Origin of the sequence: Pseudomonas kairouanensis (assembly GCF_004682055.1) — a bacterium.
Taxonomy (GTDB): Bacteria; Pseudomonadota; Gammaproteobacteria; order Pseudomonadales; family Pseudomonadaceae; genus Aquipseudomonas; species Aquipseudomonas kairouanensis.
Genome location: NZ_QUZU01000019.1, coordinates 59,247 through 83,896 on the forward strand (window position 1 = coordinate 59,247; position 24,650 = coordinate 83,896).

The 24,650-nt window shown below is 62.3% G+C and carries 26 protein-coding genes; 16 read left to right on the plus strand and 10 right to left on the minus strand.

All coding sequences use genetic code 11. The features are described from left to right. Nucleotides 1-16 precede the first annotated feature (16 nt). From DYL59_RS16410 to DYL59_RS16425, 4 genes are all read left to right on the plus strand, one after another. Nucleotides 17-1,582, plus strand: a complete 1,566-nt coding sequence (locus tag DYL59_RS16410) for a hypothetical protein (RefSeq protein ID WP_135290098.1) — start codon at nucleotides 17-19, stop codon at nucleotides 1,580-1,582. Further along, a complete protein-coding gene (locus DYL59_RS16415) occupies nucleotides 1,583-2,413 on the plus strand; it encodes a hypothetical protein (RefSeq protein ID WP_135290099.1) in 831 nt (276 codons plus the stop codon). It begins immediately after the preceding gene. Nucleotides 2,414-2,582: 169 nt separating this feature from the next. Continuing rightward, nucleotides 2,583-4,667: a mechanosensitive ion channel family protein gene (locus DYL59_RS16420; RefSeq protein ID WP_135290100.1), complete on the plus strand. Its 2,085-nt coding sequence runs from the start codon at nucleotides 2,583-2,585 to the stop codon at nucleotides 4,665-4,667. A gap of 87 nt (nucleotides 4,668-4,754) precedes the next feature. Then, complete coding sequence (locus DYL59_RS16425) at nucleotides 4,755-5,639, plus strand: sugar nucleotide-binding protein (RefSeq protein WP_135290101.1); 885 nt, start codon at nucleotides 4,755-4,757, stop codon at nucleotides 5,637-5,639. Between the two features lie 137 nt (nucleotides 5,640-5,776). Here DYL59_RS16425 and DYL59_RS16435 read toward each other — a convergent pair whose 3' ends face one another. The 5 genes from DYL59_RS16435 to DYL59_RS16455 all read right to left on the minus strand — a co-directional run bounded on the left by DYL59_RS16435 (nucleotide 5,777) and on the right by DYL59_RS16455 (nucleotide 9,680). Then, the gene (locus DYL59_RS16435) at nucleotides 5,777-6,475 is read right to left on the minus strand and encodes an OmpW/AlkL family protein (RefSeq protein ID WP_135290102.1); all 699 of its coding nucleotides are present in this window, start codon (nucleotides 6,473-6,475) and stop codon (nucleotides 5,777-5,779) included. 94 nt (nucleotides 6,476-6,569) lie between these two features. Beyond that, complete coding sequence (locus DYL59_RS16440) at nucleotides 6,570-7,091, minus strand: DUF3299 domain-containing protein (RefSeq protein WP_135290103.1); 522 nt, start codon at nucleotides 7,089-7,091, stop codon at nucleotides 6,570-6,572. Nucleotides 7,092-7,102: 11 nt separating this feature from the next. Continuing rightward, nucleotides 7,103-8,368: an ABC transporter permease gene (locus tag DYL59_RS16445; protein ID WP_135290104.1), complete on the minus strand. Its 1,266-nt coding sequence runs from the start codon at nucleotides 8,366-8,368 to the stop codon at nucleotides 7,103-7,105. A gap of 1 nt (nucleotide 8,369) precedes the next feature. Beyond that, on the minus strand, nucleotides 8,370-9,080 hold the full coding sequence (locus tag DYL59_RS16450) for an ABC transporter ATP-binding protein (RefSeq protein WP_135290105.1): 711 nt from the start codon (nucleotides 9,078-9,080) through the stop codon (nucleotides 8,370-8,372). 6 nt (nucleotides 9,081-9,086) lie between these two features. Beyond that, nucleotides 9,087-9,680, minus strand: a complete 594-nt coding sequence (locus DYL59_RS16455) for a DUF2796 domain-containing protein (RefSeq protein ID WP_135290106.1) — start codon at nucleotides 9,678-9,680, stop codon at nucleotides 9,087-9,089. 132 nt (nucleotides 9,681-9,812) lie between these two features. On the opposite strand from DYL59_RS16455, the gene DYL59_RS16460 reads away from it, so the two are divergent. Further along, nucleotides 9,813-10,157, plus strand: a complete 345-nt coding sequence (locus tag DYL59_RS16460) for a hypothetical protein (protein WP_135290107.1) — start codon at nucleotides 9,813-9,815, stop codon at nucleotides 10,155-10,157. Here the strand turns inward: DYL59_RS16460 and trxA are convergent. From trxA to DYL59_RS16475, 3 genes are all read right to left on the minus strand, one after another. Then, entirely contained in the window at nucleotides 10,154-11,026 is an 873-nt protein-coding gene (gene trxA, locus DYL59_RS16465; RefSeq protein WP_135290108.1) for a thioredoxin, read from the minus strand. The two genes, DYL59_RS16460 and trxA, sit on opposite strands and share 4 nt — an antisense overlap. 151 nt (nucleotides 11,027-11,177) lie before the next feature. Next, complete coding sequence (locus DYL59_RS16470; RefSeq protein WP_135290109.1) at nucleotides 11,178-11,834, minus strand: class I SAM-dependent methyltransferase; 657 nt, start codon at nucleotides 11,832-11,834, stop codon at nucleotides 11,178-11,180. Then, nucleotides 11,831-12,286 (minus strand): YbaY family lipoprotein, encoded by a 456-nt coding sequence (locus tag DYL59_RS16475; protein WP_135290110.1) that lies wholly within the window; start codon nucleotides 12,284-12,286, stop codon nucleotides 11,831-11,833. The genes DYL59_RS16470 and DYL59_RS16475 overlap by 4 nt, the downstream gene beginning before the upstream one ends. A gap of 139 nt (nucleotides 12,287-12,425) precedes the next feature. Between DYL59_RS16475 and nrdR the strand changes: the two genes are divergently transcribed. From nrdR to DYL59_RS16530, 11 genes are all read left to right on the plus strand, one after another. Then, complete coding sequence (nrdR, locus tag DYL59_RS16480; RefSeq protein ID WP_010206843.1) at nucleotides 12,426-12,890, plus strand: transcriptional regulator NrdR; 465 nt, start codon at nucleotides 12,426-12,428, stop codon at nucleotides 12,888-12,890. Next, nucleotides 12,887-14,023, plus strand: coding sequence for a bifunctional diaminohydroxyphosphoribosylaminopyrimidine deaminase/5-amino-6-(5-phosphoribosylamino)uracil reductase RibD (gene ribD / locus DYL59_RS16485; protein ID WP_135290112.1), 1,137 nt, complete (start codon nucleotides 12,887-12,889; stop codon nucleotides 14,021-14,023). The genes nrdR and ribD overlap by 4 nt, the downstream gene beginning before the upstream one ends. A 45-nt stretch (nucleotides 14,024-14,068) precedes the next feature. Further along, complete coding sequence (locus DYL59_RS16490; protein ID WP_135290113.1) at nucleotides 14,069-14,731, plus strand: riboflavin synthase; 663 nt, start codon at nucleotides 14,069-14,071, stop codon at nucleotides 14,729-14,731. Nucleotides 14,732-14,746: 15 nt separating this feature from the next. Next, on the plus strand, nucleotides 14,747-15,838 hold the full coding sequence (ribBA, locus tag DYL59_RS16495) for a bifunctional 3,4-dihydroxy-2-butanone-4-phosphate synthase/GTP cyclohydrolase II (RefSeq protein ID WP_135290114.1): 1,092 nt from the start codon (nucleotides 14,747-14,749) through the stop codon (nucleotides 15,836-15,838). 88 nt (nucleotides 15,839-15,926) lie between these two features. Continuing rightward, on the plus strand, nucleotides 15,927-16,403 hold the full coding sequence (ribH, locus tag DYL59_RS16500; protein WP_122486058.1) for a 6,7-dimethyl-8-ribityllumazine synthase: 477 nt from the start codon (nucleotides 15,927-15,929) through the stop codon (nucleotides 16,401-16,403). After that, nucleotides 16,400-16,900 carry a transcription antitermination factor NusB gene (nusB, locus tag DYL59_RS16505; protein ID WP_135290115.1) on the plus strand — a complete coding sequence of 167 codons (501 nt, stop codon included), beginning with the start codon at nucleotides 16,400-16,402 and terminating at the stop codon, nucleotides 16,898-16,900. The genes ribH and nusB overlap by 4 nt, the downstream gene beginning before the upstream one ends. A gap of 18 nt (nucleotides 16,901-16,918) precedes the next feature. After that, entirely contained in the window at nucleotides 16,919-17,884 is a 966-nt protein-coding gene (gene thiL / locus DYL59_RS16510; protein ID WP_135290116.1) for a thiamine-phosphate kinase, read from the plus strand. Between the two features lie 54 nt (nucleotides 17,885-17,938). Further along, a complete protein-coding gene (locus tag DYL59_RS16515; RefSeq protein WP_135290117.1) occupies nucleotides 17,939-18,667 on the plus strand; it encodes a type 2 periplasmic-binding domain-containing protein in 729 nt (242 codons plus the stop codon). 129 nt (nucleotides 18,668-18,796) lie between these two features. Continuing rightward, entirely contained in the window at nucleotides 18,797-19,414 is a 618-nt protein-coding gene (gene ribA, locus DYL59_RS16520) for a GTP cyclohydrolase II (RefSeq protein WP_095013680.1), read from the plus strand. Next, a complete protein-coding gene (locus DYL59_RS16525) occupies nucleotides 19,411-19,830 on the plus strand; it encodes an MFS transporter (RefSeq protein ID WP_135290118.1) in 420 nt (139 codons plus the stop codon). The genes ribA and DYL59_RS16525 overlap by 4 nt, the downstream gene beginning before the upstream one ends. Next, the gene (locus DYL59_RS16530; protein ID WP_135290139.1) at nucleotides 19,830-20,615 is read left to right on the plus strand and encodes a cobalamin-binding protein; all 786 of its coding nucleotides are present in this window, start codon (nucleotides 19,830-19,832) and stop codon (nucleotides 20,613-20,615) included. The genes DYL59_RS16525 and DYL59_RS16530 overlap by 1 nt, the downstream gene beginning before the upstream one ends. 95 nt (nucleotides 20,616-20,710) lie before the next feature. On the opposite strand, the gene DYL59_RS16535 is transcribed toward DYL59_RS16530, so the two are convergent. Both DYL59_RS16535 and dxs read right to left on the minus strand, forming a co-directional pair. Beyond that, a complete protein-coding gene (locus DYL59_RS16535) occupies nucleotides 20,711-22,570 on the minus strand; it encodes a TonB-dependent receptor domain-containing protein (RefSeq protein ID WP_135290119.1) in 1,860 nt (619 codons plus the stop codon). 139 nt (nucleotides 22,571-22,709) lie between these two features. Then, complete coding sequence (dxs, locus tag DYL59_RS16540) at nucleotides 22,710-24,608, minus strand: 1-deoxy-D-xylulose-5-phosphate synthase (RefSeq protein WP_135290120.1); 1,899 nt, start codon at nucleotides 24,606-24,608, stop codon at nucleotides 22,710-22,712. Nucleotides 24,609-24,650: the final 42 nt, after the last annotated feature.

A 24,650-nucleotide genomic window follows, 5' to 3' on the forward strand; every position in this document is an offset into this window, starting at 1 on the left:
CTCAAGGAAAAACACCATGGAAGAGTTCAGCTTCAATGCGCTGACGGCCCTGCTCTGGGCCAACAAGTTGATCACAGGCCTTGTGATTTCCACGCTGCTGGCCGCCATCCTGATCCAGGCGTACTGGGACAAAGTGGGCTACTTCGTGATGCGTGTGTGGCACGGCGTGCCGCTGATCGGCAAGGTCGCGCGCCTGTCCAGGCAGAGCCTGATGCTCGACTCCCATGGCTGGCCGAAATCGGAGAGCGAGCTGTGCGACGCGTACTACTCGCGCTATGAAAAGATCGGCGCCAAAGACGTGGATTTCTTCAACAAAAGCGAATCCTACCTGCGCACCATCGGCGAGCGCGGCCGCCGTGAACGGCCGTTCTGGGTGTTTGCGCTGATTTTCATGCTGATCATGTTCGAAGCCGTGGGTTTTGCTTACGTGCTGGTGCCGTTCATCAACCAGAACCTGTCGGCCAATGATCAAAGCTGGATGGGTTGGTTGTTTGCCTTCCTGCTGGCGGTGGCCTCGGCGATCCTGGCGGAAGTCACTGGCCGCGCCGTGCACAAGAACGCGCTGATCAGCAAGGCACGCCACTGGTGGGAAAACGACACCGAAGCCAATCGCCCACCACAGCTCAAGGAGCTGCCAGGCATTGGTATCAAAGACACCGACAGCGATAAGGACGGCAAGGATTACAGCCGCATCCTGGCGCGTATCAACACCAACCACACCGTGACTCCAAGCCGTGGCTGGATGATCACCACCGGGATCTGGATCGCGATCATCGCGGTGGCGGCGTTTGGTATCCGTACCATGCAGCTCAAGAGCATCGAGACCGAGATGGTCGGCAGCCCCCACGCCTTTGCCCAGCAGAACTACGAGTCGGCCAGCCCGTTTGAGCTGCCGGCCGATTCGGCGGCGATCAACGACCAGGCCGACAAGCAAACCCTCACCGACAAGATGGATGCGATTCGCAAGGCCTCTCTGATCACGTTCATCGTGCTGTCGGTGATCTACATCGCGATCCAGATCACCAGCATCTGGCTGGCGTCGATCTTCGGCTTTGCCGGCGTGGAATCCAAGACCGCTTGGGAGCACACCCATAAATTCTCCAGCGGCGAAGCCCTGGAAAACTGGATGCAGAGCCAGCGTGTGGAAATTGCCTCCCATGCCGACCACAAGCTGAGCAAGCTGCAACTCAAGCTGGCCGGTCGCTCGACCACCAACGCCCAGCAACAGGCGGCGTTGACCAGCGCCCACAACCGTAACTTCGAAACCTACCTGGCGCGCAAGCAAGCCATGCCGGGTACGCCACAAGCCGCTGCCAAACCGGTGGCTGTGCCCGTTGCGCCGGTCGCTCCGGCAGCACCGGTGGTGGCTGAAGTGGTCGAGCCGATTATTGCGCCAGCGCCAGCGCCAGCCCCTGTCGCGTCGCCGTCGAACCTCGACGCCCTGCGCAGCAAAGACCTGACCGCCTACAGCGAAGAGCAACTGGCGACCATCAGCCGCGCCAAGGGCCATGCCCTGGAAGACGTGCTGGCGCTGCGGGCCGAACAGCAACTGCTCAAAGACTTTGACGCCACGGGTGCCTGAATGAAGATCTCGCGGTTTTTCCCGGCGCTGCTGCTGGCGCCGTTGCTGGCGGTGGCCGGTGAGCGCAACGACATCCCGGATTGCTATGCCTATGCCAAGGTCGGCGACTATCGCCCGGCCGACAGCGGGCGAGAGCTCACGGTGATCATCGACCAGACGATCCCCATGCCCGAAGTGATCCAGAAAGCTACCTGGGCGCAGGTGCAGCGCTTTGTGCAGCCGGGCGACAAGGTGCGGCTGTACAGCTTCTCGGCGTTCGTGCCGGGGCAGTTCATGCAGCTGCGCTTTGCCGGGCAGCTCAACCAGGGTATTGATGACAAAGTGCGCAACAACGTCGGCATGCAGTCGCTGCGCACCTTCGACACCTGCTTGACCGAACAGCGCAGCTTCTTCAACAAAACCCTGGGCAAGGTGTTCGTGACCACGCTGCGCGAAGCCTCGGAGGATATCGCCCGCAGCGAGATCTTCCATTCGCTGCGCGAGATCGGCAACGACCTGGGCCAGCAACCGGCCCAGGAGCGCGTGGTGCTGTTGGTGTCCGACATGCTGGAAAACAGCGACTTCGGCAGCTTCTACGCCAACAACCGCATTCGTGACCTGCAACCGGAGGCCGAGCTCAAGCGGGTAGGGGACAAGCATTTATTCGCCGACTTGCAAGGCGCGCGGGTATACGTGGCCGGTGCGGCACTGGTGACCAAGGACATCAAGCAGGCCTATCGCTCGGGCAAAACCATTCAAGCCCTGGAAGACTTCTGGAAAGGCTGGTTCGCCGGCTCTAACGCGCAGTTGGTAGCGTTTGGGGCGCCAAGCCTGAATGTCGACCTGAAATAACACCTTTGTAGGAGCGAGCTTGCTCGCGAAGAACGCACAGGCGCTGCGGTCATCCAGAATGCCCGCGTAATCGTTGACGATTTTCGCGAGCAAGCTCGCTCCTACAGGGAACGATCACGACTCAATTCCGTCAGTTCCTTACAGACCCTTCTGTAAGGAGCTCGGTGTTTTGCTCAATCTCAAGACTGCATTACTGCTCGGCGCACTGATGTTGTGTGGCAGCGGCGCGCTACAAGCCGCGGCCACCGCGCCGGAGCCCGAAGCACCCGCTCAGCCGGAGCTGCTGGTAGAAGGCGGATTGCTCGGTGCTATCAGCTCCAGCATCGACAGCGTGCAAGACAAACTCGACCTCAACCAGAACCTGATCGACGCCTGGCGCTTGCGTGCCGATCGCGCGGCGGATGAAGTTGGGCGGCTGGTGGACCAGACGTCCGAGCGTTCGCCCTGGACCGTGGCGGGTAACTTTCTGCTGTTGTCGGGGGTGTGGATCGGCGCCTTTATCGTGTTGACGTTGGTCGGGCGCTTTATCGTGCAGCGCTTGAACCGACGTGGTTTTGTCGAGCAACGCGAGCGCCTGCAAGGGGTGCTCGGCTATGTGGTGCCCTACACGATCCCCGCGCTGATCTGCCTGCCCTTGACGCTGTATGTCAGCCACTTTCTGCCCACGTCGATAGGCCGTGCGCTGGCGCTGTGTTTCGCCTACGCCACCAGCAGCGGCATCTTCTCCACCTCGATGCTGTTGTGCGTGATTGTCATGTTCAACGTTGGGCACAAGCGCCCGGCGGTGCGGATAATTCGTGGTTATTGTCCCAAGCCGCTGTTCCTGATCGGCTTCCTCGCCGCCCTCAGTGACGCGTTGACCAGCCCGCAGATTGCGCGCCAATTGGGCGGTAATATCACCAGCAGCATCGCAGTGTTCACCGGCCTGTTTGCGGCGGTGATCTTTGGCGTGCTGGTGGTGCGCCTGCGCCGGCCGGTGGCTCATTTGATTCGCAATCGGCCGCTGGCCCAGCGTCTTAAACACCCCGCGCTGCAACAGTCGCTCAGGGTGTTTTCCGGGTTGTGGTACTGGCCGATCCTGCTGATGGTGTTGGTGTCGGCGATCAACCTGATTGGCGCCGGCGACGATAACCAGAAGGCGTTGCGCTGCGCATTGTTCACCACCATTTTGCTGATCGGCACGGTGTTCCTCAGTACTGTGTTGCAGCACCTGTTCAAGTCCCGCAGCCAAGTGGCGATCCAGCGCAGCAGTGCTTACAAAGAGCGGTTCCTGAGCCTGCTGCATGCGATTTTGCGTATTGCGATGGCCATCGCGTTTATCGAGATTCTCGGGCGTATATGGGGCGTTTCGCTGTTTGAATTCGCTGAGCGCAACTCCATTGGCCGGGCGATCAGCGACTCACTCAGCAGCATCGGCTTGATCCTGCTGATGACCTGGCTGTTCTGGGTAGTGCTCGACACGGCGATCCAGGAAGCGCTCAAACCGCCGGTAAACAAACGCTCCAATCGCCAGCCGAGCACGCGGGTTAAAACTATCCTGCCGCTGGTGCGCAATGCCGTGAAGATCATCCTGGTGGTGATCTGCGCGATCACCACCATGGCCAACCTGGGTATCAATGTTGCGCCGCTGCTGGCAGGTGCGGGTGTGGTCGGCCTGGCCATTGGTTTTGGCTCGCAACAACTGGTGCAGGATGTGATTACCGGCCTGTTCATCATTATTGAAGACACCTTGTCCATCGGCGACTGGGTAGTGCTCGACTCCGGTCATGCCGGTACCGTCGAGGGCCTGACCATCCGCACCCTGCGCCTGCGTGACGGCAAGGGTTTTGTGCATTCGGTGCCGTTCGGGCAGATCAAGGCGGTGACCAATCAATCGCGGCAATTTGCCTATGCGTTCTTCTCTGTGCAGTTCACCTACGACACCGATGTGGATAAAGCCGTGGAGTTGATCCGTGAGGCAGGGCAGTCGATTCGCGACGATGTGTTCCTCAAGTACAACCTGCAGGGGCCGCTGGAGGTGTTCGGCGTCGACAAGATGGACCTCAATGGCGTGGTGCTCACCGCGCAGTTCCGCACGGTGTCGGGCGGGCAATATGCGGTGAGCCGGGCGTTCAACCAGCGCTTGAAAAAGCTTGTGGATAACTGCGCCGAGGTGCAATTTGCGCAGACTTATCCACAGCAGGTGGTGATGCCTCCCCGGGCAGCTTTGGAGCATGACGCTGGTGAGGGTGGCGCGAAGATAGTTAATCCGTGACGGTTGCGCTACAAACCCGCAAAATGCAACGATTCTGACAAATACCTAAATAGCCATCGTTCCACACTGACCGGGCCTGCTCAATCTATGCGAATGCGCCTTATGTTACTGGGCGGCGGGAATGCCCTCGGGCAAGCGCTGATTCGCCTCGGTGCAGAGGAAGACATCGGTTTCCTCGCACCCAAACCGCCCCAAGACGGCTGGGATGCCGCGAGCCTTACCCAATTGCTCGACGACACCCGTCCCGATGCGTTGATCAACCTCGCCTACTATTTCGACTGGTTCCAGGCCGAAGCCGTCAGCGAAACCCGCCTGGCGTCCCAGGAGTTCGCGATCGAGCGCCTGGCCGAACTGTGCCAGCACCACACCATTACCTTGCTGCAACCGTCCAGCTACCGCGTGTTCGATGGCTCCCGCGCCACCGCCTACAGCGAGAAGGACGAGCCGGTGCCCTTGGGCCTGCGTGGCCAGGCGTTGTGGCGTATCGAACAGAGCGTGCGCGCTACCTGCCCGCAACATGTGCTGCTGCGCTTTGGCTGGTTGCTCGATGACAGTGTGGACGGCACCCTGGGGCGCTTCCTGGCCCGTGCCGAAAAGCCGGATGAATTGCTGATGGCCGATGACCGTCGCGGTAACCCGACGCCGGTGGATGATGCGGCGCGGGTAATCATCTCGGTGCTCAAGCAACTCGATTGTGCGGCGCCGCTGTGGGGCACCTACCATTACGCCGGCCAAGAGGCGACCACGCCGCTGGCGCTGGGCCAGGCGATCCTCACCGAAGCGCGCAACTACCACCCGCTGGCCATCGAATCGCCCACCGCCCAGGCCCACGCGGCACGGCCGGATGCGAGCGATGAGCCGCAACATGCGGTGCTGGCCTGCAAGAAGATTCTGCACACCTTTGGCATCAAGCCACGGGCGTGGCGGGCGGGGTTGCCGGCGTTGCTGGACCGTTACTACCGCCATACCTGAAGAAACATAGATCCAAAATGTGGGAGCGGGCTTGCTCGCGAAGACGGAGTGTCAGTCAACAGATTCATTGACTGATCCACCGCTTTCGCGAGCAAGCCCGCTCCCACATTTGCTATGCGGTGTTTGTTGGATCTCAGTTAGAACTTGTAGCCAATACCCACCATGTAAACCATTGGGTCCACGTCCACATTGACCTTGGCGCGAGTGCCTGGGGCTACGGCGTTGTTTTCCACGGTGGCCTTGGTGCTGATGTCGATATAACGCGCCTGGGCGTTGATCATCCACTTGTCGTTGATCATGTAGTCCGCACCGATCTGCGCGGCCCAGCCCCAGGAGTTTTCAGCCTTGAAATTGCTGAAACCGGCGCCCTGGGCGCGGCTGCCGACGTGTTCGTCGTAGATCCAGGTGTAGTTGATACCGGCGCCTACATACGGCTGGAAGGCGGATTTGTTGTCCAGCGGGTAGTACACGACGCTCAGGGTCGGCGGCAGGTGTTTGAGGGTACCGAGCTTGCCGTTGGCGGCGCCGAGGGCGGTGCCCTTGATCTTCACGTCGTGCTCGAACGGTGTGGCGGCGAGCAGTTCGATACCGACGTGATTGGTCAGCATGTAGGCAAAGTTCAGGCCCAGTTGGGTGTCGCTGCTCATGGTCGCCTTGCCGCCCAGGTTGGTACCTGCCAGCGGGCCCTGGTCGACCTTGACGTGGCCGCTGTCAGCCTTCGGGTTCACGGTGATTGCACCGGCGCGAACCAGAATATCGCCCGCTTCGTGAGCATGGGCAATGGGGGCGACGAGGGCGAGCGCGACAAGGGACGCGCCGAGCAGAGACTTGTTCATGGGAGCTCCAAAGGACGTTTAAAAGTTGTAGGTCCAATGGTAAAGATCGTTCCGTTCGGTCTTTTGATTCAGCTCAATGAAAGGGTGATCAGCCCTATTCCGGCAGTTCGTACATGTAAATCTTCTCGGCTTCCATCTGGTAACCGGCGTCGGCAAGCTCGCTGGTGGACGGCTTGACCTGCATCGCACCTTCGATCCAATACGGCTGGTACAGCTCGTCAAGCTTCACGCCGACTTCGCTTTTAACGTGCACGATCTGGTTCGACGGCGGTGGCGGCACATGGATGCAGGCGCCGAAATACGGCACCAGCAAAAACTCGGTGGTGCGGCCTTCTTCGCTGACTTCCAGCGGCACGATATAGCCCGGCAGGCGGATGTGCTTGCCGTCCAGGCTCTGTACCACCGGCGCATTGGGCAGGTCTTGCTTGGCCGCAGGCGCTGCTTCGACGGACAAGGCATCGGCCATGTTCGACAGGTCGTGCAGCGGTTTCATGTTGGGGATTTCCGGCGGTGCATCCGGCGGGATCATCTCCTGCCACGACAGGTCCTTGGGCTGCCCATCGGCCCAGGCGGGCACGACCACCAGCAGCAACAGCGCAAACAGCACACGACGCATCGAAGCCTTCCTCATAAACGTATGGACAGGCCGTCGGCCAGGGATTGTCGATAAGCGCGCCACGCGGGCACGCTGCCCATCAACAGCGCGGCAGCCAGGATACCGGCGAGCAGTGTCCATTCATATTCGCTGGGCCACGTCATTGGCAAGTCCAGGCCGTAGTTGGCCTGCAAGTAGCCGCGCGAGGCGGCGATGCACACATACAGCAAGCCAACCCCCGCGATCACACCCGACAACGCCAGGGCGAAGGCTTCGAAGATCAGCAGCGTCGCGATATGCCAGGGGCGTGCGCCCACCGAACGCAAGATCGCCATCTCGCGGCGGCGTTCGTTGAGGCTGGTGAGGATCGCCGTGAGCATCCCAATCAAACCAGTCAACACCACGAACAACGAGATCACGAACAGCGCTTTTTCGGCGGTGCCCATCATGCTCCACAGCTCTTGCAGCGCCACGCCAGGCAGAATCGCCAGCATCGGCTCGCCACGGAATTCGTTGATTTCCCGTTGCAGGGCAAAGGTGGAAATCTTGTTGTTAAGGCCGAGCATAAAGGCGGTGATGGCCTGCGGCGTGAGGTCCATGTTGCGCGCCTGGTCGGCGCTGATGCGGCCTTTGCCCTGGGCCGGCACGCCGTTGTGCCAGTCGATATGGATCGCCTCCATGCCGCCCAGGCTGATGTGCAGCGTGCGGTCCACCGGTGTGCCGGTACGCTTGAGGATGCCGACCACGGTGAAGGGCTTGTCGTCATGCTTGACCAGGCTGACCACCGCCACGCCGTGGGCCAGCACCAGTTTGTCACCCAGTTTGTAGTGCAACGCCTCGGCCACTTCGGCGCCGAGTACCACTTCGAACGGGTCGGTGGCGAAGGCGCGGCCGCTGGCCAGTTCCAGGTTTTGCCTGCGGCCGTATTGATAGTGTTCGAAGTACGATTCATTGGTGCCCATCACGCGGTAGCCGCGATGGGAGTCGCCGAGGGAAATTGGGATCGCCCACTTCACCTGGGGGCTGGCAGCGAAATGCTCGAAGCTGTCCCAGCGGATGTTGTTGGTGGCGTTACCGATGCGGAATACCGAGTACAGCAGCAGGTTCACCGAGCCTGAGCGGGCGCCGACGATCAGGTCGGTGCCGCTGATGGTGCTGGCGAAACTGTTGCGCGCCTCGACGCGCACGCGCTCCACCGCCAGCAACAGGCATACCGACAAGGCGATGGCGAAGGCGGTGAGGATCGCGGTAAAGCGGCGGTTAGCCAGGCTGGCCATGGCTAGACGGAACAGATACATCTCAAACCTCTGCGGGCGTGGCGGCGCGATTGAGCTCGGCCAACGACAGGTTGCGGTCGAACAGCGCGGCCAGGCTCTGGTCGTGGCTGACAAATAACAGGCTGGCGCCAGCGTCGCGGCATTCGGCGAACAACAATTGCAGGAAGGCTTCGCGGGCGTCGTAGTCCAGGGCCGAGGTGGGCTCGTCGGCGATTACCAGTTCCGGCTGGCCGATCAGCGCGCGGGCTGCGGCGACCCGTTGCTGTTGGCCGATGGACAGTGAGTCGGCACGGCGCTCCAGCAGGTTCTTGTCTTTTAAGCCCAGGTGGGCCAACAAGGTTGCAGCGGCTTGATCGATACTGCCATGCCGCTGTTTGGCCCGCTGTGCCCGCAGCTTGGAAAAGTGACACGGCAACTCGACGTTCTCGCGCACCGACAGGAACGGCAGCAGGTTGAACTGCTGGAAGATATAGCCGGTGTGGTCGACACGAAAGCGGTCGCGGGCGCCGGCCGAGAGTTCGGTCAGTTCCTGGCCAAGCAGGCGGATGCTGCCCTGGCTGGGTTTCTGCACGCCCCCGAGCAGCCCCAGCAGCGTGGTTTTGCCACTGCCACTCGGGCCCTTGAGGAACAGGGTTTCCCCCGCGTCCAGGCGGAACGCGGGGATGTCCAGCAACTGCGGGTGACCGGGCCAGTTGAAGCCCAGGTCAGACAGTTCGATCAGTGCTTGGGTCATGGGAACTCAGAACTTCAGGGTGGCTGCTGTGGCCGTCGCGTCAACGCCTTGTTGGCCGCTAGGGCCGATCAGTTGTACCTGAATTTTCTGGGTGGCGGGGAAGGTCTTGAACACTTGCGTCAGGTCGAGGTTGCTAAGGGCGGTCGGCGTGGCGCAGGTGAACTGGTAGTGGGCGTGGATTTCGCTGTGGTCGTGATGATGTTCGCCGGCTTTGGCGTCGTGATCGTGGTCATCATCGTCGTCATGATCGGCTTCTGGCTTGTCGCCGAACAGCGGGCTGTTGAGTTCCTGGGTGCTGACCACGCAACCGGCGCCTTTAGGCAAGCTGAACAAGGCCAGCGGGTTTTCCAGCTGCTTGCGTACGGCGGCGACCTTGGCTTTGTCGGCGGCGGTGGTGGCCAGGTGTTCGAAGCCCACCAGGTTCATTGCCGGGCTGTCCAGCTCCAGCTCCAGTGCCTGGCCGTCCAACACGGCGTTGAGGCGGCCCACGCCATGTTCATGGGCACCAAGGCTTGCGTGTTCATGGTCGTGATCTTCGTGGGCATGGGCAACCGCCAGTGGCAGCAGGGCAAACGGCAAGGCAAGCAGCAGACGGCGCATGGGAAAGCTCCAGGATATGAAAGTTTTGTTATGTGATCTTATAACAATAGTGCCGAGAGTTTGACCGCCCGCTTGGCGTTGCGCAAGCCGCATGGGAGCATGCCCGTCAGAAAAACTGCAGGAGGAAGGGCGATGTTGCGAATTCGTGGAACCGTCGGTGACCTGCCGGTGGACTTGACCCTGGAGCTGGATGACGGCGATTGGGCGCGTCTGGGTGCGCAATTGCAGGCAGCGCCAGTGCCAAACGTCGCACCGGCCGCGGCGCCAGCTAAACAGGATGAGGATCAGTGGCAGAACGCTCAGGACCTATTGCGCAAGGCCGGGCAACTCAGCGGCCTGGAACTGCTCGATCAATTGGAAGGGCTGGCTGGCGATGCGGCGGCGGGCAAGCGCCTGTTGGTGCGCCTGCGCCATAGCGCCAAGGTGAAGGTGGCCAGCGGCGGGGATACGCCGCTGTACAGCTGGGTCGGCGATTAGTACAGCGCAGCAAACAACTTGCGGCGGTACACCGTGACCAGCGGGTGGTCATTGCCCAGCAGTTCGAACACCTGCAGCAAGGTCTTGTGGGGCAGGCCTTCGCTGTAGCTGCGGTTGCGGATAAACAACTTCAGCAAGCCTTCAAGCGCCGCATCGTACTGCTGGCGGGCCAGTTGCTGGATGCTCAGTTGGTAGGCTGCCTCGTCGTCCTGCGGGTTTTGCGCCAAGCGGCTTTTCAGGTCGGCGGTATCCGGCAGGTCGGCGGCCTGGCGCAGGAAGGTGATCTGCGCCTTGGCACCGGCGAGGGCGGCTTTGTGATCGTCACTCTTGACGGCGTCCAAAACGGTTTGCGCTTCGCCCAATTCACCGCGTTCAGCCAGGCAGCGTGCATACAGGATCAGCGCCGCAGCGTTGGTATTGTCCTCGCCGAGCAAAGCGACCAGCACCGCCTCGGCATCGCTGATGCGCCCTTCGGCAAACAACGCCTGAGCCTGCTCCAACGGGTCCGCCGCAGCCGGCGGTGGCATCTGCACATGGGGCTCAAGCATGGCCCGCACCGCCGACTCCGGCTGCGCCCCGGCAAACCCGTCCACTGGCTGGCCGTCCTTGAACAGCACCACCGTCGGCAGGCTGCGAATGCCAAAGCGCGCAACGATATCCTGCTCGGCCTCGCAATCGACCTTGGCCAGCAGCAACTCGCCCTGGTAGCTCTCGGCAACCTGCGCCAGCAACGGCATCAACGCCTTGCACGGCGCACACCACTCGGCCCAGAAATCCACCAGTACCGGCTTGTGGAACGAGTTCTCGATCACTGCCTGGTCGAAGGTGGCAGTGGTGACATCGAAGATATACGGCGTGGGCTCACTCATGGCGCGTCTCGAATAAAGCGGGAATGGGGGGAACTATAAGGGCTGGGGCAGTTGGCTGAAAGCGTGGCGGGTTCGAGATCGTCATCGCGGGCAAGCCCGCTCCCACAGTGATCGCGTTCTCCCTGTGGGAGCGGGCTTGCCCGCGATGGCCTTAAGAGCGCCGCGAATGGTACAGGCTCACCTTACGAAACTCCCAAGGCTCGGCCAGGTCTGGCAAAGTCAGTGCGTCGAGGATCTCCAGTCGCTGGTAAGCCGCATGCTGAAAGTCCCGCACCCGCGAATCCGCCACTAGCGCCTCTCGGCCACGGGTGAGGAATTGATCCAGCAACGGCAGGTTGGCGCGGTCGTAGAGTACGTCGGCCACCAGGATCAGGTCGAAGCGGTCGGCCTCGGCGAAAAAATCTGCCGAATAACCCAGTTCCACACCGTTGAGTTGCGCATTCGCCCGGCACGAGGCCAGTGCCAGGGGGTCAAGATCGCAGGCTACCACCTCCAGCGCACCCGCCTTGACGGCGGCAATCCCGGCCACGCCGGAGCCGGCGCCGAAGTCCAGCACGCGCTTGCCCGCGACCCAGTCGGGGTTGGCCGCCAGGTAGCGTGCCAGCGCCAAGCCGCTGGCCCAGCAAAAACTCCAGTAGGGCGGTTCATGCAGGATGCGTCGGGTTTCTTCGGGGCTGAAGGCGCGGTCCATGTTGTCCGCATCCAGCAGCCACAACGACAGCTCGGTGCCCGGCAGCGGGCAGGGCACCAAGTGGGCGTCGCCGATCAGTTCGCTCAGGGCCGCTTGCAGGGCCAAAGGTGGCGTCATGGTGCCTTGACGAGTTGCAGGGGGCCGGTGGCTTGGGTGATCGCCTGGGTGATGCGCACGGCGGGCAGGTGCAGGATCAACTGGCCGGACTGGCTGGCGCGGCCGCGCAATTCAACCCGTGCACCGGCCGGGAACGCCTCGGGGTTGAAGCGCAGGCGGAAGGCCAGGGGCTTTCCGTTGCCGGTCAATACACTGCTGGCGAGCAATTGTTGTGGGCGTGAGCGGTCGTCGATCACCAAGAGGGCCATCTCGACTTCGGCGCCGGCGGGCACATTGGTCAGGCTGCCGCTGATTTCACGCTGATAAGCGGGCAGTGGGCCGAGGTCTTCAATGCCAGGCACTTTTTTCTCCTGGGCGGGCGTCGGTTGCGGGGCGGCAGGCTTGGGGGCTTCGCTGCTGCAGGCGACCAGAACACTGAACAGGGCGAGCAAAACAAGTGGTCGTAACTGCATGTACGGCTCCAGGGAGGGCAAAATCCGTGACTTGAACACAAAGAAACATATAAGCCTGCCTGTATACCGTAAAGGCTATGGCTTGTCTTGCCACGGGGATGCGCTACCATGGCCCTCCCTTTTTTTGTTGCCTGCCACCATGCACTGTCCCTTCTGCGGTGCCAACGACACCAAGGTCATTGACTCGCGTCTGGTCGCCGAGGGCGATCAAGTGCGTCGCCGGCGTGAATGCCTGGCCTGCGGTGAACGTTTCACCACCTTCGAAACCGCCGAACTGGTGTTGCCACGGCTGATCAAGTCCGACGGCAGCCGCCAACCTTTCGACGAAGAAAAACTGCGCGCCGGTATGCAGCGTGCCCTGGAAAAACGCCCGGTGAGCGTCGAGCGCCTGGAAGCGGCGCTGGTGCATATCAAGCACAAGCTGCGGGCGACCGGCGAGCGCGAGGTCAAGAGCCTGGTGGTTGGCGAGCTGGTGATGGGCGAGCTGCAAAAGCTCGACGAAGTTGCCTATATCCGTTTCGCCTCGGTGTATCGACGCTTCCAGGACCTCAATGAGTTCCGCGAAGAGATCGACCGCCTGGCCCGAGAGCCTGCCAAAGAATGAACCCACCGTCTGCCGAACAAGCTGTGCTCGATGCCCACTACATGGCCCGCGCCCTCGAACTGGCCCGCAAGGGCCTGTACACCACCCATCCCAACCCACGGGTGGGTTGCGTGATTGTTCGAGATGGGCAGATTGTCGGCGAAGGCTGGCATGAGCGCACCGGCGAGCCCCATGCCGAGCCCAATGCGTTGCGCGCGGCCGGCGACAAGGCCCGTGGCGCCACGGTGTACGTGACCCTCGAACCCTGCAGCCACCACGGTCGCACGCCGCCCTGCGCCGATGCGCTGGTAAGTGCCGGTGTGGCCCGCGTGGTGGCCGGCATGCAGGACCCGAACCCGGAAGTGGCGGGGCGCGGCATGCAGCGCTTGGCCCAGGCCGGCATCGAGACCCGCAGTGGCGTGCTGGAAAGCGAAGCGCGTGCACTCAACCCCGGCTTCCTCAAGCGTATGGAGCATGGTTTGCCCTTTGTGCGAGTCAAGCTGGCGATGAGCCTGGACGGCCGCACTGCCATGGCCAGCGGCGAAAGCCAATGGATCACCGGCCCGGCCGCCCGTGCCGCCGTACAGCGCCTGCGCGCCGAGGCCAGCGTGGTGCTGACCGGCGCCGACACGGTGCTGGCCGATGGTGCGCGCCTCACGGTGCGTGCCGCCGAACTTGGCCTGGATGACGCAACCACCGCGCTCGCGATGTCGCGCCCACCCTTGCGCGTGCTGATCGACGGCCGCCTGCGGGTGCCGCTCAATGCGCCGTTCTTCAAGGCGGGGCCGGCATTGGTCATCACTTGCGTGACCCCGGAAAACCAATTCCCCCGTGGCCCTGAATGCCTGGTGGTGCCGGGCGTCGAAGGCCAGGTCGACCTGCGTTCGGCCTTGGTGGCGCTGGCCGCCCGTGGCGTCAACGAGGTGCTGGTGGAAGCCGGCCCAAGTCTTGCTGGTGCCTTTGCCCAGCAAGGCCTGGTGGACGAGTACGTGATTTTCATCGCTGGCAAGTTCCTCGGCTCTGCCGCGCGGCCTTTGCTGGACTGGCCGCTTGAGAAACTGGCCGATGCCCCCCAACTCAAGATCACGCAAATGCGCGCTGTGGGCGACGACTGGCAAGTCACCGCCATTCCTGTTCCATCAGCGAGCGTATAATTTCCCGCCTGCGCCCAGCGCGGCACCGTATTCCAGGAGAAGGCCATGTTCACCGGCATCATCGAATCCATCGGCAGCATTCGTGCAATGACCCCAAAAGGCGGCGACGTTCGCCTGTCGGTTGAAACCGGCAAGCTCGACCTTGGCGACGTCAAGCTGGGCGACAGCATTGCCATCAACGGCGTGTGCCTCACCGTCATCGAGCTGCCGGGCAATGGCTTTGCCGCCGACGTCAGCCGGGAAACCCTGGACTGCACGGCGATGAACGACCTCAAGGCCGGCAGCCCGGTGAACCTGGAAAAAGCCCTGACCCCCACCACCCGCCTGGGCGGTCACCTGGTCAGCGGCCACGTCGATGGCGTGGGTGAAGTGGTTTCCCGCAGCGAAAATGCGCGTGCCGTGGAATTCCGTATCCGTGCGCCCAAAGAGCTGGCCAAGTACATCGCCCACAAAGGCTCGATCACCGTCGATGGCACCAGCCTCACCGTGAATGCCGTGAATGGCGCCGAATTTGAACTGACCATCATTCCCCACACCCTCAGCGAAACCATCATGGCGTCTTACCAGCCAGGTCGCCGGGTGAACCTGGAAGTGGACTTGCTTGCCCGTTACCTGGAGCGCCTGCTGTTGGGCGAGAAGGCCGCAGAGCCTACTGCCGGTAACATCACCGAAAGCTTTCTGGCCGCTAACGGCTACCTGAAATCCTGACCAAGGGGGTGCCCCGTGGCGCTCAATAGCATCGAAGAACTGGTTGAAGACATCCGCCAAGGCAAGATGGTCATCCTGATGGATGACGAAGACCGCGAGAACGAAGGCGACATCATCATGGCCGCCGAGGCCTGCAAGCCTGAGCACATCAACTTCATGGCCAAGCACGCCCGCGGGCTGATCTGCATGCCCATGAGCCGCGAGCGCTGCGAACTGCTCAAGCTGCCGTTGATGGCGCCGCGCAATGGCTCGGGTTTTGGTACCAAGTTCACGGTGTCTATCGAAGCCACTACGGGCGTCACCACCGGCATCTCCGCCGCCGACCGTGCGCGTACCGTGCAGGCCGCCGCCGCTAAAGACGCCAAGGCCGAAGACATCGTGAGCCCCGGCCACATTTTTCCGCTGATGGCCCAGCCGGGTGGCACCCTGGCCCGTGCCGGCCACACCGAAGCCGCCTGCGACTTGGCGCGCATGGCCGGTTTCGAGCCGTGCGGGGTGATCTGCGAAGTGATGAACGACGACGGCACCATGGCCCGTCGCGCCGAACTCGAAGCCTTTGCGGCCGAACACAACATCAAGGTCGGCACCATTGCCGACCTGATTCACTACCGGATGATCCACGAACGTACCGTTCAGCGGATTGCCGAGCAGCCACTGGACAGCGAACTGGGCCAATTCAATTTGGTGACCTACCGTGATTCAGTGGAAGGCGACGTGCACATGGCGCTGACCCTGGGCACCATTTGTGCCGAGGAGCCGACCCTGGTACGGGTGCACAACATGGACCCGCTGCGCGACCTTTTGATGGTCAAGCAACCGGGACGCTGGAGCCTGCGGGCCGCCATGGCTGCGGTCTCCGAGGCAGGCAGCGGTGTGGTGCTGTTGCTCGGTCACCCGTTGGATGGTGATGTTTTGCTGGCGCATATCCGCGAAACCGCCGACTCGGCGCCAGTGAAAACGCCGACCACCTACAGCATCGTCGGTGCCGGTTCGCAGATCCTGCGTGACCTCGGCGTGCGCAAAATGCGCCTGATGAGTGCGCCGATGAAATTTAATGCGATATCCGGTTTCGATCTGGAAGTTGTAGAATACGTGCCCTCCGAATAAAGGCCGGCGATTCTTGCCCCTTGTTCGCGGTTAAATCATCACTAAGGGACGCACTTTTCGCGTCCCGGCTCTTTAAGAGATTTGTCGAATGACCCTGAAGACCATCGAAGGTACCTTCATCGCCCCCAAAGGCCGCTACGCCCTGGTAGTTGGCCGCTTCAACAGCTTCGTGGTTGAAAGCCTGGTAAGCGGTGCCGTGGACGCCCTGGTTCGCCACGGTGTGAGCGAAAGCGACATCACCGTTATCCGTGCCCCTGGCGCCTTCGAAATTCCACTGGTTGCGCAAAAAGTTGCCCAACAGGGTGAATACGCGGCGATCATCGCCCTGGGCGCGGTGATTCGTGGCGGTACTCCGCACTTCGAATACGTGGCTGGCGAATGCACCAAGGGCCTGGCCCAGGTGTCCATGGAGTTCGGCGTGCCGGTCGCGTTCGGCGTACTGACTGTGGATTCCATCGAGCAAGCCATCGAGCGTTCCGGCACCAAGGCCGGTAACAAAGGCGCTGAAGCTGCCTTGTCCGCCCTGGAAATGGTCAGCCTGCTGTCGCAGTTGGAGGCCAAGTGATTTCCGACGAGAGCGACAACTTCAACCCGCGTGAGCCACGCCCAGCAGACGCTGGCAAGCCATCCAAGAACGAGAAGCGTCGCGCTGCTCGTCAGTTGGCGACCCAGGCGCTGTACCAGCGTCACCTGGCCGGTGCGTCGTTGAACGAAATCGAAGCGCAGTTTCGCGTCGACAACGATTTCACCTTTGCCGACCTGCCGTACTTCCACGACATCTTGCACGGTGTGCATGCCCACCTGACCGAGATCGACACGGCCCTGGCCCCTTGCCTGGACCTGACCATCGAGGAGCTGGACCCGGTTGAACTGTGCGTAATGCGCCTGTCTACCTGGGAATTGCTCTACCGCGTCGACGTGCCGTACCGCGTGGTGATCAACGAAGGCATCGAACTGGCGAAAGTCTACGGTTCGACCGACGGCCACAAGTTCGTCAACGGCGTGCTCGACAAGCTGGCCCCGCGCCTGCGTGAAGCCGAAGTGAAGGCGTACAAGCGCTAACCTGCGCTTGAATCCTTGATGGGTGAGTTCGAGCTGATCCGCAACTACTTCGCCGCCGCGCCCTGTGCGCAGGGCGGCGAAGGCATTGCCTTGGGGATCGGCGACGACTGCGCCCTGCTGGCGCTCCCCGCTGGGGAGCAACTGGCAATCTCTACCGATACGTTGGTGGCCGGGGTGCATTTTGCCGACCCCTGCGACCCGTTCCTGCTGGGCCAGCGTTCGTTGGCCGTGGCCGTGAGCGACCTGGCCGCCATGGGCGCCCATCCCCTCGCGTTTACCCTTGCACTCACCACCCCGACGGTTGATGCCGATTGGCTGCAGCGCTATGCCCAGGGTTTGAACCTGATGGCGCAAAGCTGCGGCGTTGGCCTGGTGGGCGGCGATACCACGCGGGGGCCGTTGAGCCTGACCCTGACCGTGTTCGGCCGTGTGCCCGCCGGGCAGGCATTGACCCGCAGCGGCGCGCAGCCGGGTGACCTGCTGTGCGTGGGCGGCGAACTGGGCAATGCCGCTGGCGCCTTGGCGTTGGTATTGGGCCAGCGTACGGCTGATGCGGCCATCGCAGACCCATTGCTGGCCCACTACTGGTCACCCCAGCCGCAGTTGGCCCTGGGGCTTGCGCTACGGGGCAAGGCTACGTCTGCGATGGATATTTCTGACGGGCTTCTGGCTGATTGCGGGCATATCGCCAAGGCGTCGGCCGTCAGCCTGCTGATCGAGCGCCAGCAACTGCCACTGTCCAAGGCGTTACTGGCGTTTGTTGGTGATGAGGCGGCGCGGGTGGCGGCCTTGAGCGGGGGCGATGACTATGTGCTGGCATTCACCCTGCCACCTGCCGAGCTGGCACCGTTACAGGCCGGCGGTTGGCCGGTCCATGTGATCGGCCGGGTGGCGGCGGGGCAGGGCGTGACGCTGCTCGATGCCAGTGGCCAGGACATCACCCCGGCCGTGCGTGGCTATCAGCACTTTCACGCGGCGCCGTAAGCCGGCGACCTGCGCTACCCTCTATACGATCATGACGCAGTAGGAGGTTGTCCCATGGATGTGCGCCGCTGGCTGGTGGTAGTGCTGTGCGCCTTCACGCCGTGGGTGCACGCCGATGAGGTGCCGCAGGTGCCCGGCAAGGTGCTGTTGGCCAGCGAGGCCTGGGACGACTACACCAACGCCGACGGTCGTGGCCTGGCCTGGGACGTGTTGCGCAAGGTCTTCGAACCGGCCGGGATCACCCTGCAAACCCGCACTGAACCTTACACGCGCTCGGTCGGCCTGGCCCAGCGTGGCGAGGTGGATGGATGGGTCGGCTCCTACCGCGACGAAGCCCAGGGCGTGCTGTACCCCCATTGGAACTTCGATTCCGACCATATCTACGCCCTCGGCCTGGCAACTACGCCCCCACCCACCCCTGCAACCCTGGGCGATTACCGCCTGGCGTGGGTGCGCGGCTACAAGTACGAGGACTATCTGCCCAACGTGCGCCGCTTCAACCAGATCGAACGCCGAGATGGCATTCCTTCGATGCTGCAGCACGCCCGGGCCGACTTCTACATCGATGCCCTGACCGAAGTCACCGAAGTGCTCAGACAAGCCGATGACCCTTCCCTGTTCCGCTTGACCCATGTGGCCGAGTTGCCGCTGTACGTGGGGTTTGCCGATAACGAGCGGGGCCGAGGCCTGATGGCGGTATTCGATGAACGCATGGCGCAGTTGGTGAACAGCGGCGAGCTAAAGCCGATTTTCGAGCACTGGAAACAGCCGTACCCGTTCTGAACTGCATAGAACCGAGGTGAAGGCCAATCGAACCGATTGATCTTTATCAGCGATAATTCAGCTTAAGCGTCTGTAGGAACCTGCTGTTACAATAGCCGCCTTTGTAAAAACTGAAATCAGGAGCACACGGTGCCCGTCGTTTTCGTCGCCGCTTCCAAGCTGCCTACCCCTTTTGCCACGTTCACCATGAACGGCTTTCTCGAAGAAGCCACTGGCCGCGAGCACGTTGTGCTCAGCCTGGGCGACATCGCTGACGGCGCGCCGGTGCTTGGCCGCGTGCACTCCGAGTGCCTGACCGGTGATGCACTGTTCAGCCAGCGTTGCGACTGCGGTTCGCAATTGGAAGCCGCCATGCGTGCCATTGCCCGTGAAGGCCGGGGTGTATTGCTGTACTTGCGTCAGGAAGGCCGGGGAATTGGCCTGATGAACAAGATCCGCGCCTACGAGTTGCAAGATGGCGGTGCCGACACCGTTGAAGCCAACGAACGCCTGGGCTTTGCGGCCGACCAGCGTGACTACGCGATCTGCCTGCCGATGCTCGAACACCTGGGGGTCAAATCCCTGCGGCTGATGACCAACAACCCGCGCAAGGTCAAAGCCTTGACCGACATGGGTATCACCGTGGCCGAGCGTGTGCCGCTGCACACGGGGCACAACCCGCACAACAAACTCTACCTGGCCACCAAGGCCAGCAAGCTTGACCACATGATGGGCAACGAGCATCAGGGCGAGGTCGACCGCGCGTGACCCGAGGCCAGGTGAAACGGCGACTGTCCTTCAACTGGTGGCAGTACCTGGCCCTGGCGTTGCTGCCCCTGTTCGTGATCAACCTGGTATTTGGCCAGGCCCAATCCCTGCTGCCAGTGCTGGCCATGCCGTTCTTTATCGCCGGCGTGGCCTCGATGTTCCTCAGCCTGCGCTATTTCAACGGCTATAAACACGCGCTGATCGCCACGTCCAAAGCCCTCGACACCCCCGAAGAACCCGCTGCCTGGATCACCCTGGCGGCCCGCCGCCGTGCGGCGTTGTTGATTGCGGCCGTACCGGCCTGGATCGGCGCGTTGGCAGTGTTCGTCGGCCTGGAGGCCGTGCCGCTGTGTCTGCTGGCGCTGTCGACCCTGGTGTTGTTCTACCTCTACCGTATCCCTCGTCAACTGGGATGATGCGCTGCGGCTTGCTCGCTCTGCTGTTGGCGTTGAGCGCTCAGGTGCTGGCGGCCGAGCGTGTCGTGAGCCTGGCGCCGTCACTGTCTGAAATCGTGGTTGAACTGGGGGCTAGCGAACTGCTGGTGGGTGTGCTTGAGGGTGGCAAGCGGCCTGCGGCATTGGCGAACCTGCCGTCAGTCGGGCAGTACGGCCAACTGGATATGGAACGCCTGCTCAGCCTCAAGCCCGACCTGATCCTGCTTTGGCCCGGTAGCGTCGGCCCGGCCCAGCGCGAGCAGTTGCAGCGTTTGAACATCCCCGTCTACGTCGCCGAACCCCACAGCCTTGAACAACTCACCACCCAGGTCCAGGCCATCGCCGAGCAATTGGGCCGCGCCGATGCCGGTCGGCAATTGGCCGCGCACTTGCGTCAGCGCCTGGCCGAGCTGCGTCAGCGCTATCAGCGGGCGCAGCCGCTGCGGGTGTTCTACCAGGTGTGGAACCAGCCGTTGTACACCGTGGGCGGTGGGCAGATCATCAGCGATGCCTTGGGTGTGTGCGGTGCGCGCAATGTGTTCGATGACCTCAAGTTGCCTGCGCCGCAGGTGAGTATTGAGTCGGTGTTGCAGCGTGATCCCGAGATGATTCTGGTGGGGGATCAGGCACAACTGGATGCCTGGAAAACCTGGCCCACCATGGCGCCCCGGGTGCGGGTAGTGCCGGATAAAGGGCTGGAACGGCCCAGTGGGCAGATGCTGGAAGCGGTGGGGCGGTTGTGTCAGGTGATTGCTCCAAACCTGTGAGACCGCTTTCGCGAGCAAGCCCGCTCCCACCTTTTGATCTGTGAATATATTCAGAATGTGCGGGCTTGCTCGCGAAAGGGCCGGCACAGGCCCCATCAAATTTCAGGCGTCCACGTCACCCCAAACATCCAAACCCGGCCTTGCTCCCGATACCGCTGATTCACCTCAAACCCCGGATCTTGATAGCTATACATCGCTCGGGCATAAGCCTTGTCCAGCAGGTTATCCACCTTCACCGAAAGCGCCACTTCCCGGTTCAACGCCCAGCTGCTGCGCAAGCCCAGTAAGCCATAACCCGCCAGGCGATGAGCATTCGCTTCGTCGTCATAACGGGTACTGACGGCCTGCCAGGTAGCGCCAACCCCCAATTTGTCGAACTGCCGGTCCACATCCAGGCTCAACGTACGCCGCGCCCGCCGGGCCAGGGTGTGGCCGCTGTCGCGATCGCGTGGGTCGATGATCGAGAGCCCCAGGTTGCTCTGCCAGCCGAACAGTTCCTGCTTGAGGGCCGCCTCGAAGCCGTTGATACGGGCTGAGGCGACGTTGTAAGGGATAAACAAGGTCTCTGACTGCGCGACGATGGCGTCCCTGAGGTCGGTGCGGTACAGCGAGGTTTCCAGGCGCGTGGTGTCGGTCAACTGACTGCGCCATTGCAGTTCGTAGCTTTTTGAATGCTCGGGCTTGAGGTTGGGGTTGCTGCTGTCGGGGTAGTACAAATCGTTGAAGCTGGGCGCGCGGAAGCCTTCGCTGTAGGACAGCAGCACGTCGTTGTCTGGGTTGAGCGGCACTGTAAGGGTGCCACTCCAAGTGTTCTGGCTGCCGAATTGCTGGTTGGTGTCGTGGCGCAGGCCCAGTTCGGTGGAGAAACTGTCGGCTGCAAAGCGGTGCTGGACAAACACGGCTCGGTTCCAGCGGCTGTCCTGATCGAAATCGGTGCTGGCGTGCACGCGATCTTCATACCAGTCGCCGCCCAGGATCAGGCTGTTGCGCGCATTGAGGGTCAGGTCGTTCTGCCAGTTCACCGAGTCGCGGTAAGTGTTGAAGGCGCTGGTGCTGTCGCTCAGGGCGTCGCGTTTTGTATCGCGATTCTCGCTGTGGCCCAGTTCCAGGCGGGTTTGCCAGTGTTCGTTGAGCGTGGCGTCCACGTAGCTGCTGGCGCTGCTGACGTTGTAGTCGGTGTAGGGCTTTTGACTGACGAAGGGGTTGTCATACTCGGACTTGCCCCGGCCATCGAGCAGATTGAAGCCGATTTCGATGTCGTCGCTCAGTGCGTGGCTGAGGTTCAGGCTCACGGACTTGTTGCGATACGCATCGTGGTCGCCATCACTGGCAAACGACTCATGGGTCCAGTTGATGCCGTGGGTTTCATCCAGGCTGGCGCCGAGGTTGAAGCGGGTACGCTCGTCACCGCCCGACAGGCCCAGGCTGCGTTCCCAGGTGTGGTTGCTGCCGAACCCCAGGTGCAAGCGCGGGTGAACGCCGGCTTGTGCGTTGCGCCGGGTGAAAATCTGGATAACCCCGCCGATGGCGTCGCTGCCGTAGATCACCGAGCGTGAACCGCGCAGCACTTCCACCCGCTCGATCTGGTCGACACTCAAAAATTGCAGGCCGCTGTCACCCGAGGTGGCGTTGGCAATGCGCTGGCCATCCACCAGCACCAGGCTTTGGGCGGCCTTGGTGCCGCGAATGAAAATCCCCGGCAGGCTGCCACGGCCACCGGTTTGTGCCACTTGCACCCCAGGGACGCGGCTGAGCAGGTCAGTCACGCTGGTGGGCTGCAAGCGATCGATGTCGTCGCGGGTGAAGACGCTGTTGGCGGCGCTGCTGTCGTTGCGCGCCTGCACCTGGCGGTTGGCGCTGATGACCACATCCGGAAGGTTCAGGGCCTGGTCGCGGGTGTCGGCGAACAGCTCGGGGGCGGGCACAAGCAGCAGGGCGAGGTACAGACGTTTCATGGGCTGTCCATATTGTTTGAGATGTACATAAACCAAATGTGGGAGGGGGCTTGCCCCCGATGGCGGTGTGTCAGTCTCAGTATCTTTCACTGAACCACCGCTATCGGGGGCAAGCCCCCTCCCACATTTTAAAGCCGGTTTACAGGCCCAGTTGCGCCATGCGTTTGACGACCGACGCTTCGATGCCGGCTTCATCCAGCCCACACTCAGCCAACATTTGCGCCGGCTTGGCGTGTTCGACATACACATCCGGCAAGCCCAGGTGCAGCACCGACTTGAGAATGTTCTCCCGCGCCAGGAACTCACTGACCGCCGCACCGGCGCCGCCCATGATGGCGTTTTCTTCGACCGTCACCAGCAGCTCATGGGTACCGGCGATTTCGCGCACCAGCGCTTCATCCAGCGGTTTGACGAAACGCATGTCGACCACGGTGGCGTCGATCTTCTCGGCGACTTTCAAGGCTTCGGCCAATTGCACGCCAAACACCAGGAACGCCGTCTTGCTGCCTTGGCGGCGCACGATGCCTTTGCCGATCTCGATAGGCGCCAAGTCCTTTTCGATTGCCGCGTTCGGGCCGTTGCCACGCGGGTAGCGCACGGCGGCCGGGCCGTTGTACAGGTGACCGGTGCTGAGCATCTTGCGCAGTTCGTTCTCGTCGCTCGGCGTCATCACCAGCATGCCGGGGATGCAACGCAGGTAGGACAAATCGAAACTGCCGGCGTGGGTCGGGCCGTCTTCGCCCACCAGGCCTGCGCGGTCGATGGCAAACAGCACGTCGAGGTTCTGCACCGCCACGTCGTGAATCAACTGGTCGTAGCCGCGCTGCAGGAAGGTGGAATAGATCGCCACCACTGGCTTGGCGCCTTCACAGGCCATACCGGCCGCGAAGGTCACAGCGTGCTGCTCGGCAATTGCCACATCGAAGTAGCGCAGTGGGAAACGCTCGCTGAACGCCACCAGGTCGGAGCCTTCCTTCATCGCCGGGGTAATGCCCACCAGGCGCGAATCGGCGGCAGCCATGTCGCACAGCCATTCGCCGAATACGCCGGAATACTTCGGCCCGCTGGCCTTTTTCGGCGCGGCGGCGGGGGCGTCCACGGGTTCCAGCTTGGTGATGGCGTGGTAGCCAATCGGGTCGACTTCCGCCGGAGCGAAGCCCTTGCCCTTTTTGGTGACGATATGCAGGAACTGCGGGCCCTTGAGGTCACGCATGTTGCGCAGTGTGGCGATCAGGGTCGGCAGGTCGTGGCCGTCGATCGGGCCGATGTAGTTCCAGCCCAGCTCTTCGAACAGGGTGCCGGGCACCAGCATGCCCTTGGCATATTCCTCGGTGCGGCGGGCAATTTCCCACGCGCCGGGCAGACGCGAGAGCACCTTCTTGCTGCCTTCGCGCATGCTGGCGTAGGTGCGGCTGGAGAGGATTTTTGCCAGGTAATTGGACAGGCCACCGACATTGCGCGAGATCGACATGTCGTTGTCGTTGAGAATCACCAACATGTTGGCGTTCACTTCCGGCGCATGGTTGAGCGCCTCGAAGGCCATGCCGGCGGTCAATGCGCCGTCGCCAATCACCGCAATGGCCTTGCGCTCGCTGCCTTGCAGGCGGGCGGCAATGGCCATGCCCAGCGCTGCACTGATGGAGGTGCTGGAGTGGCCAACACCAAAGGTGTCGTACTCGCTCTCGGCGCGACGCGGGAAGGCCGCGATGCCGTCCTTCTGGCGCAGGGTGCCCATTTGTTCGCGGCGGCCCGTGAGGATCTTGTGCGGGTACGCCTGATGGCCCACGTCCCACACCAGCCGGTCATCCGGGGTGTCGAACACATAATGCAGGGCAATGGTCAGCTCGATGACGCCCAGGCCGGCACCGAAATGCCCACCGGTCTGGCCGACCGTGTAGAGCAATTCCAGGCGCAACTCATCGGCCAGGGTTTCCAGCTCGGCTTCACCCAGACGGCGCAGCCCGGCCGGCGTGACAGCACGGTCGAGCAGGGGCGTGGACGGGCGCTTGCGGGGAATCTCTTGAAACGTCGTGGGCATCAGGCGAATCGTTATAGGTATAGAAGAGGCGGCAGTTTACCT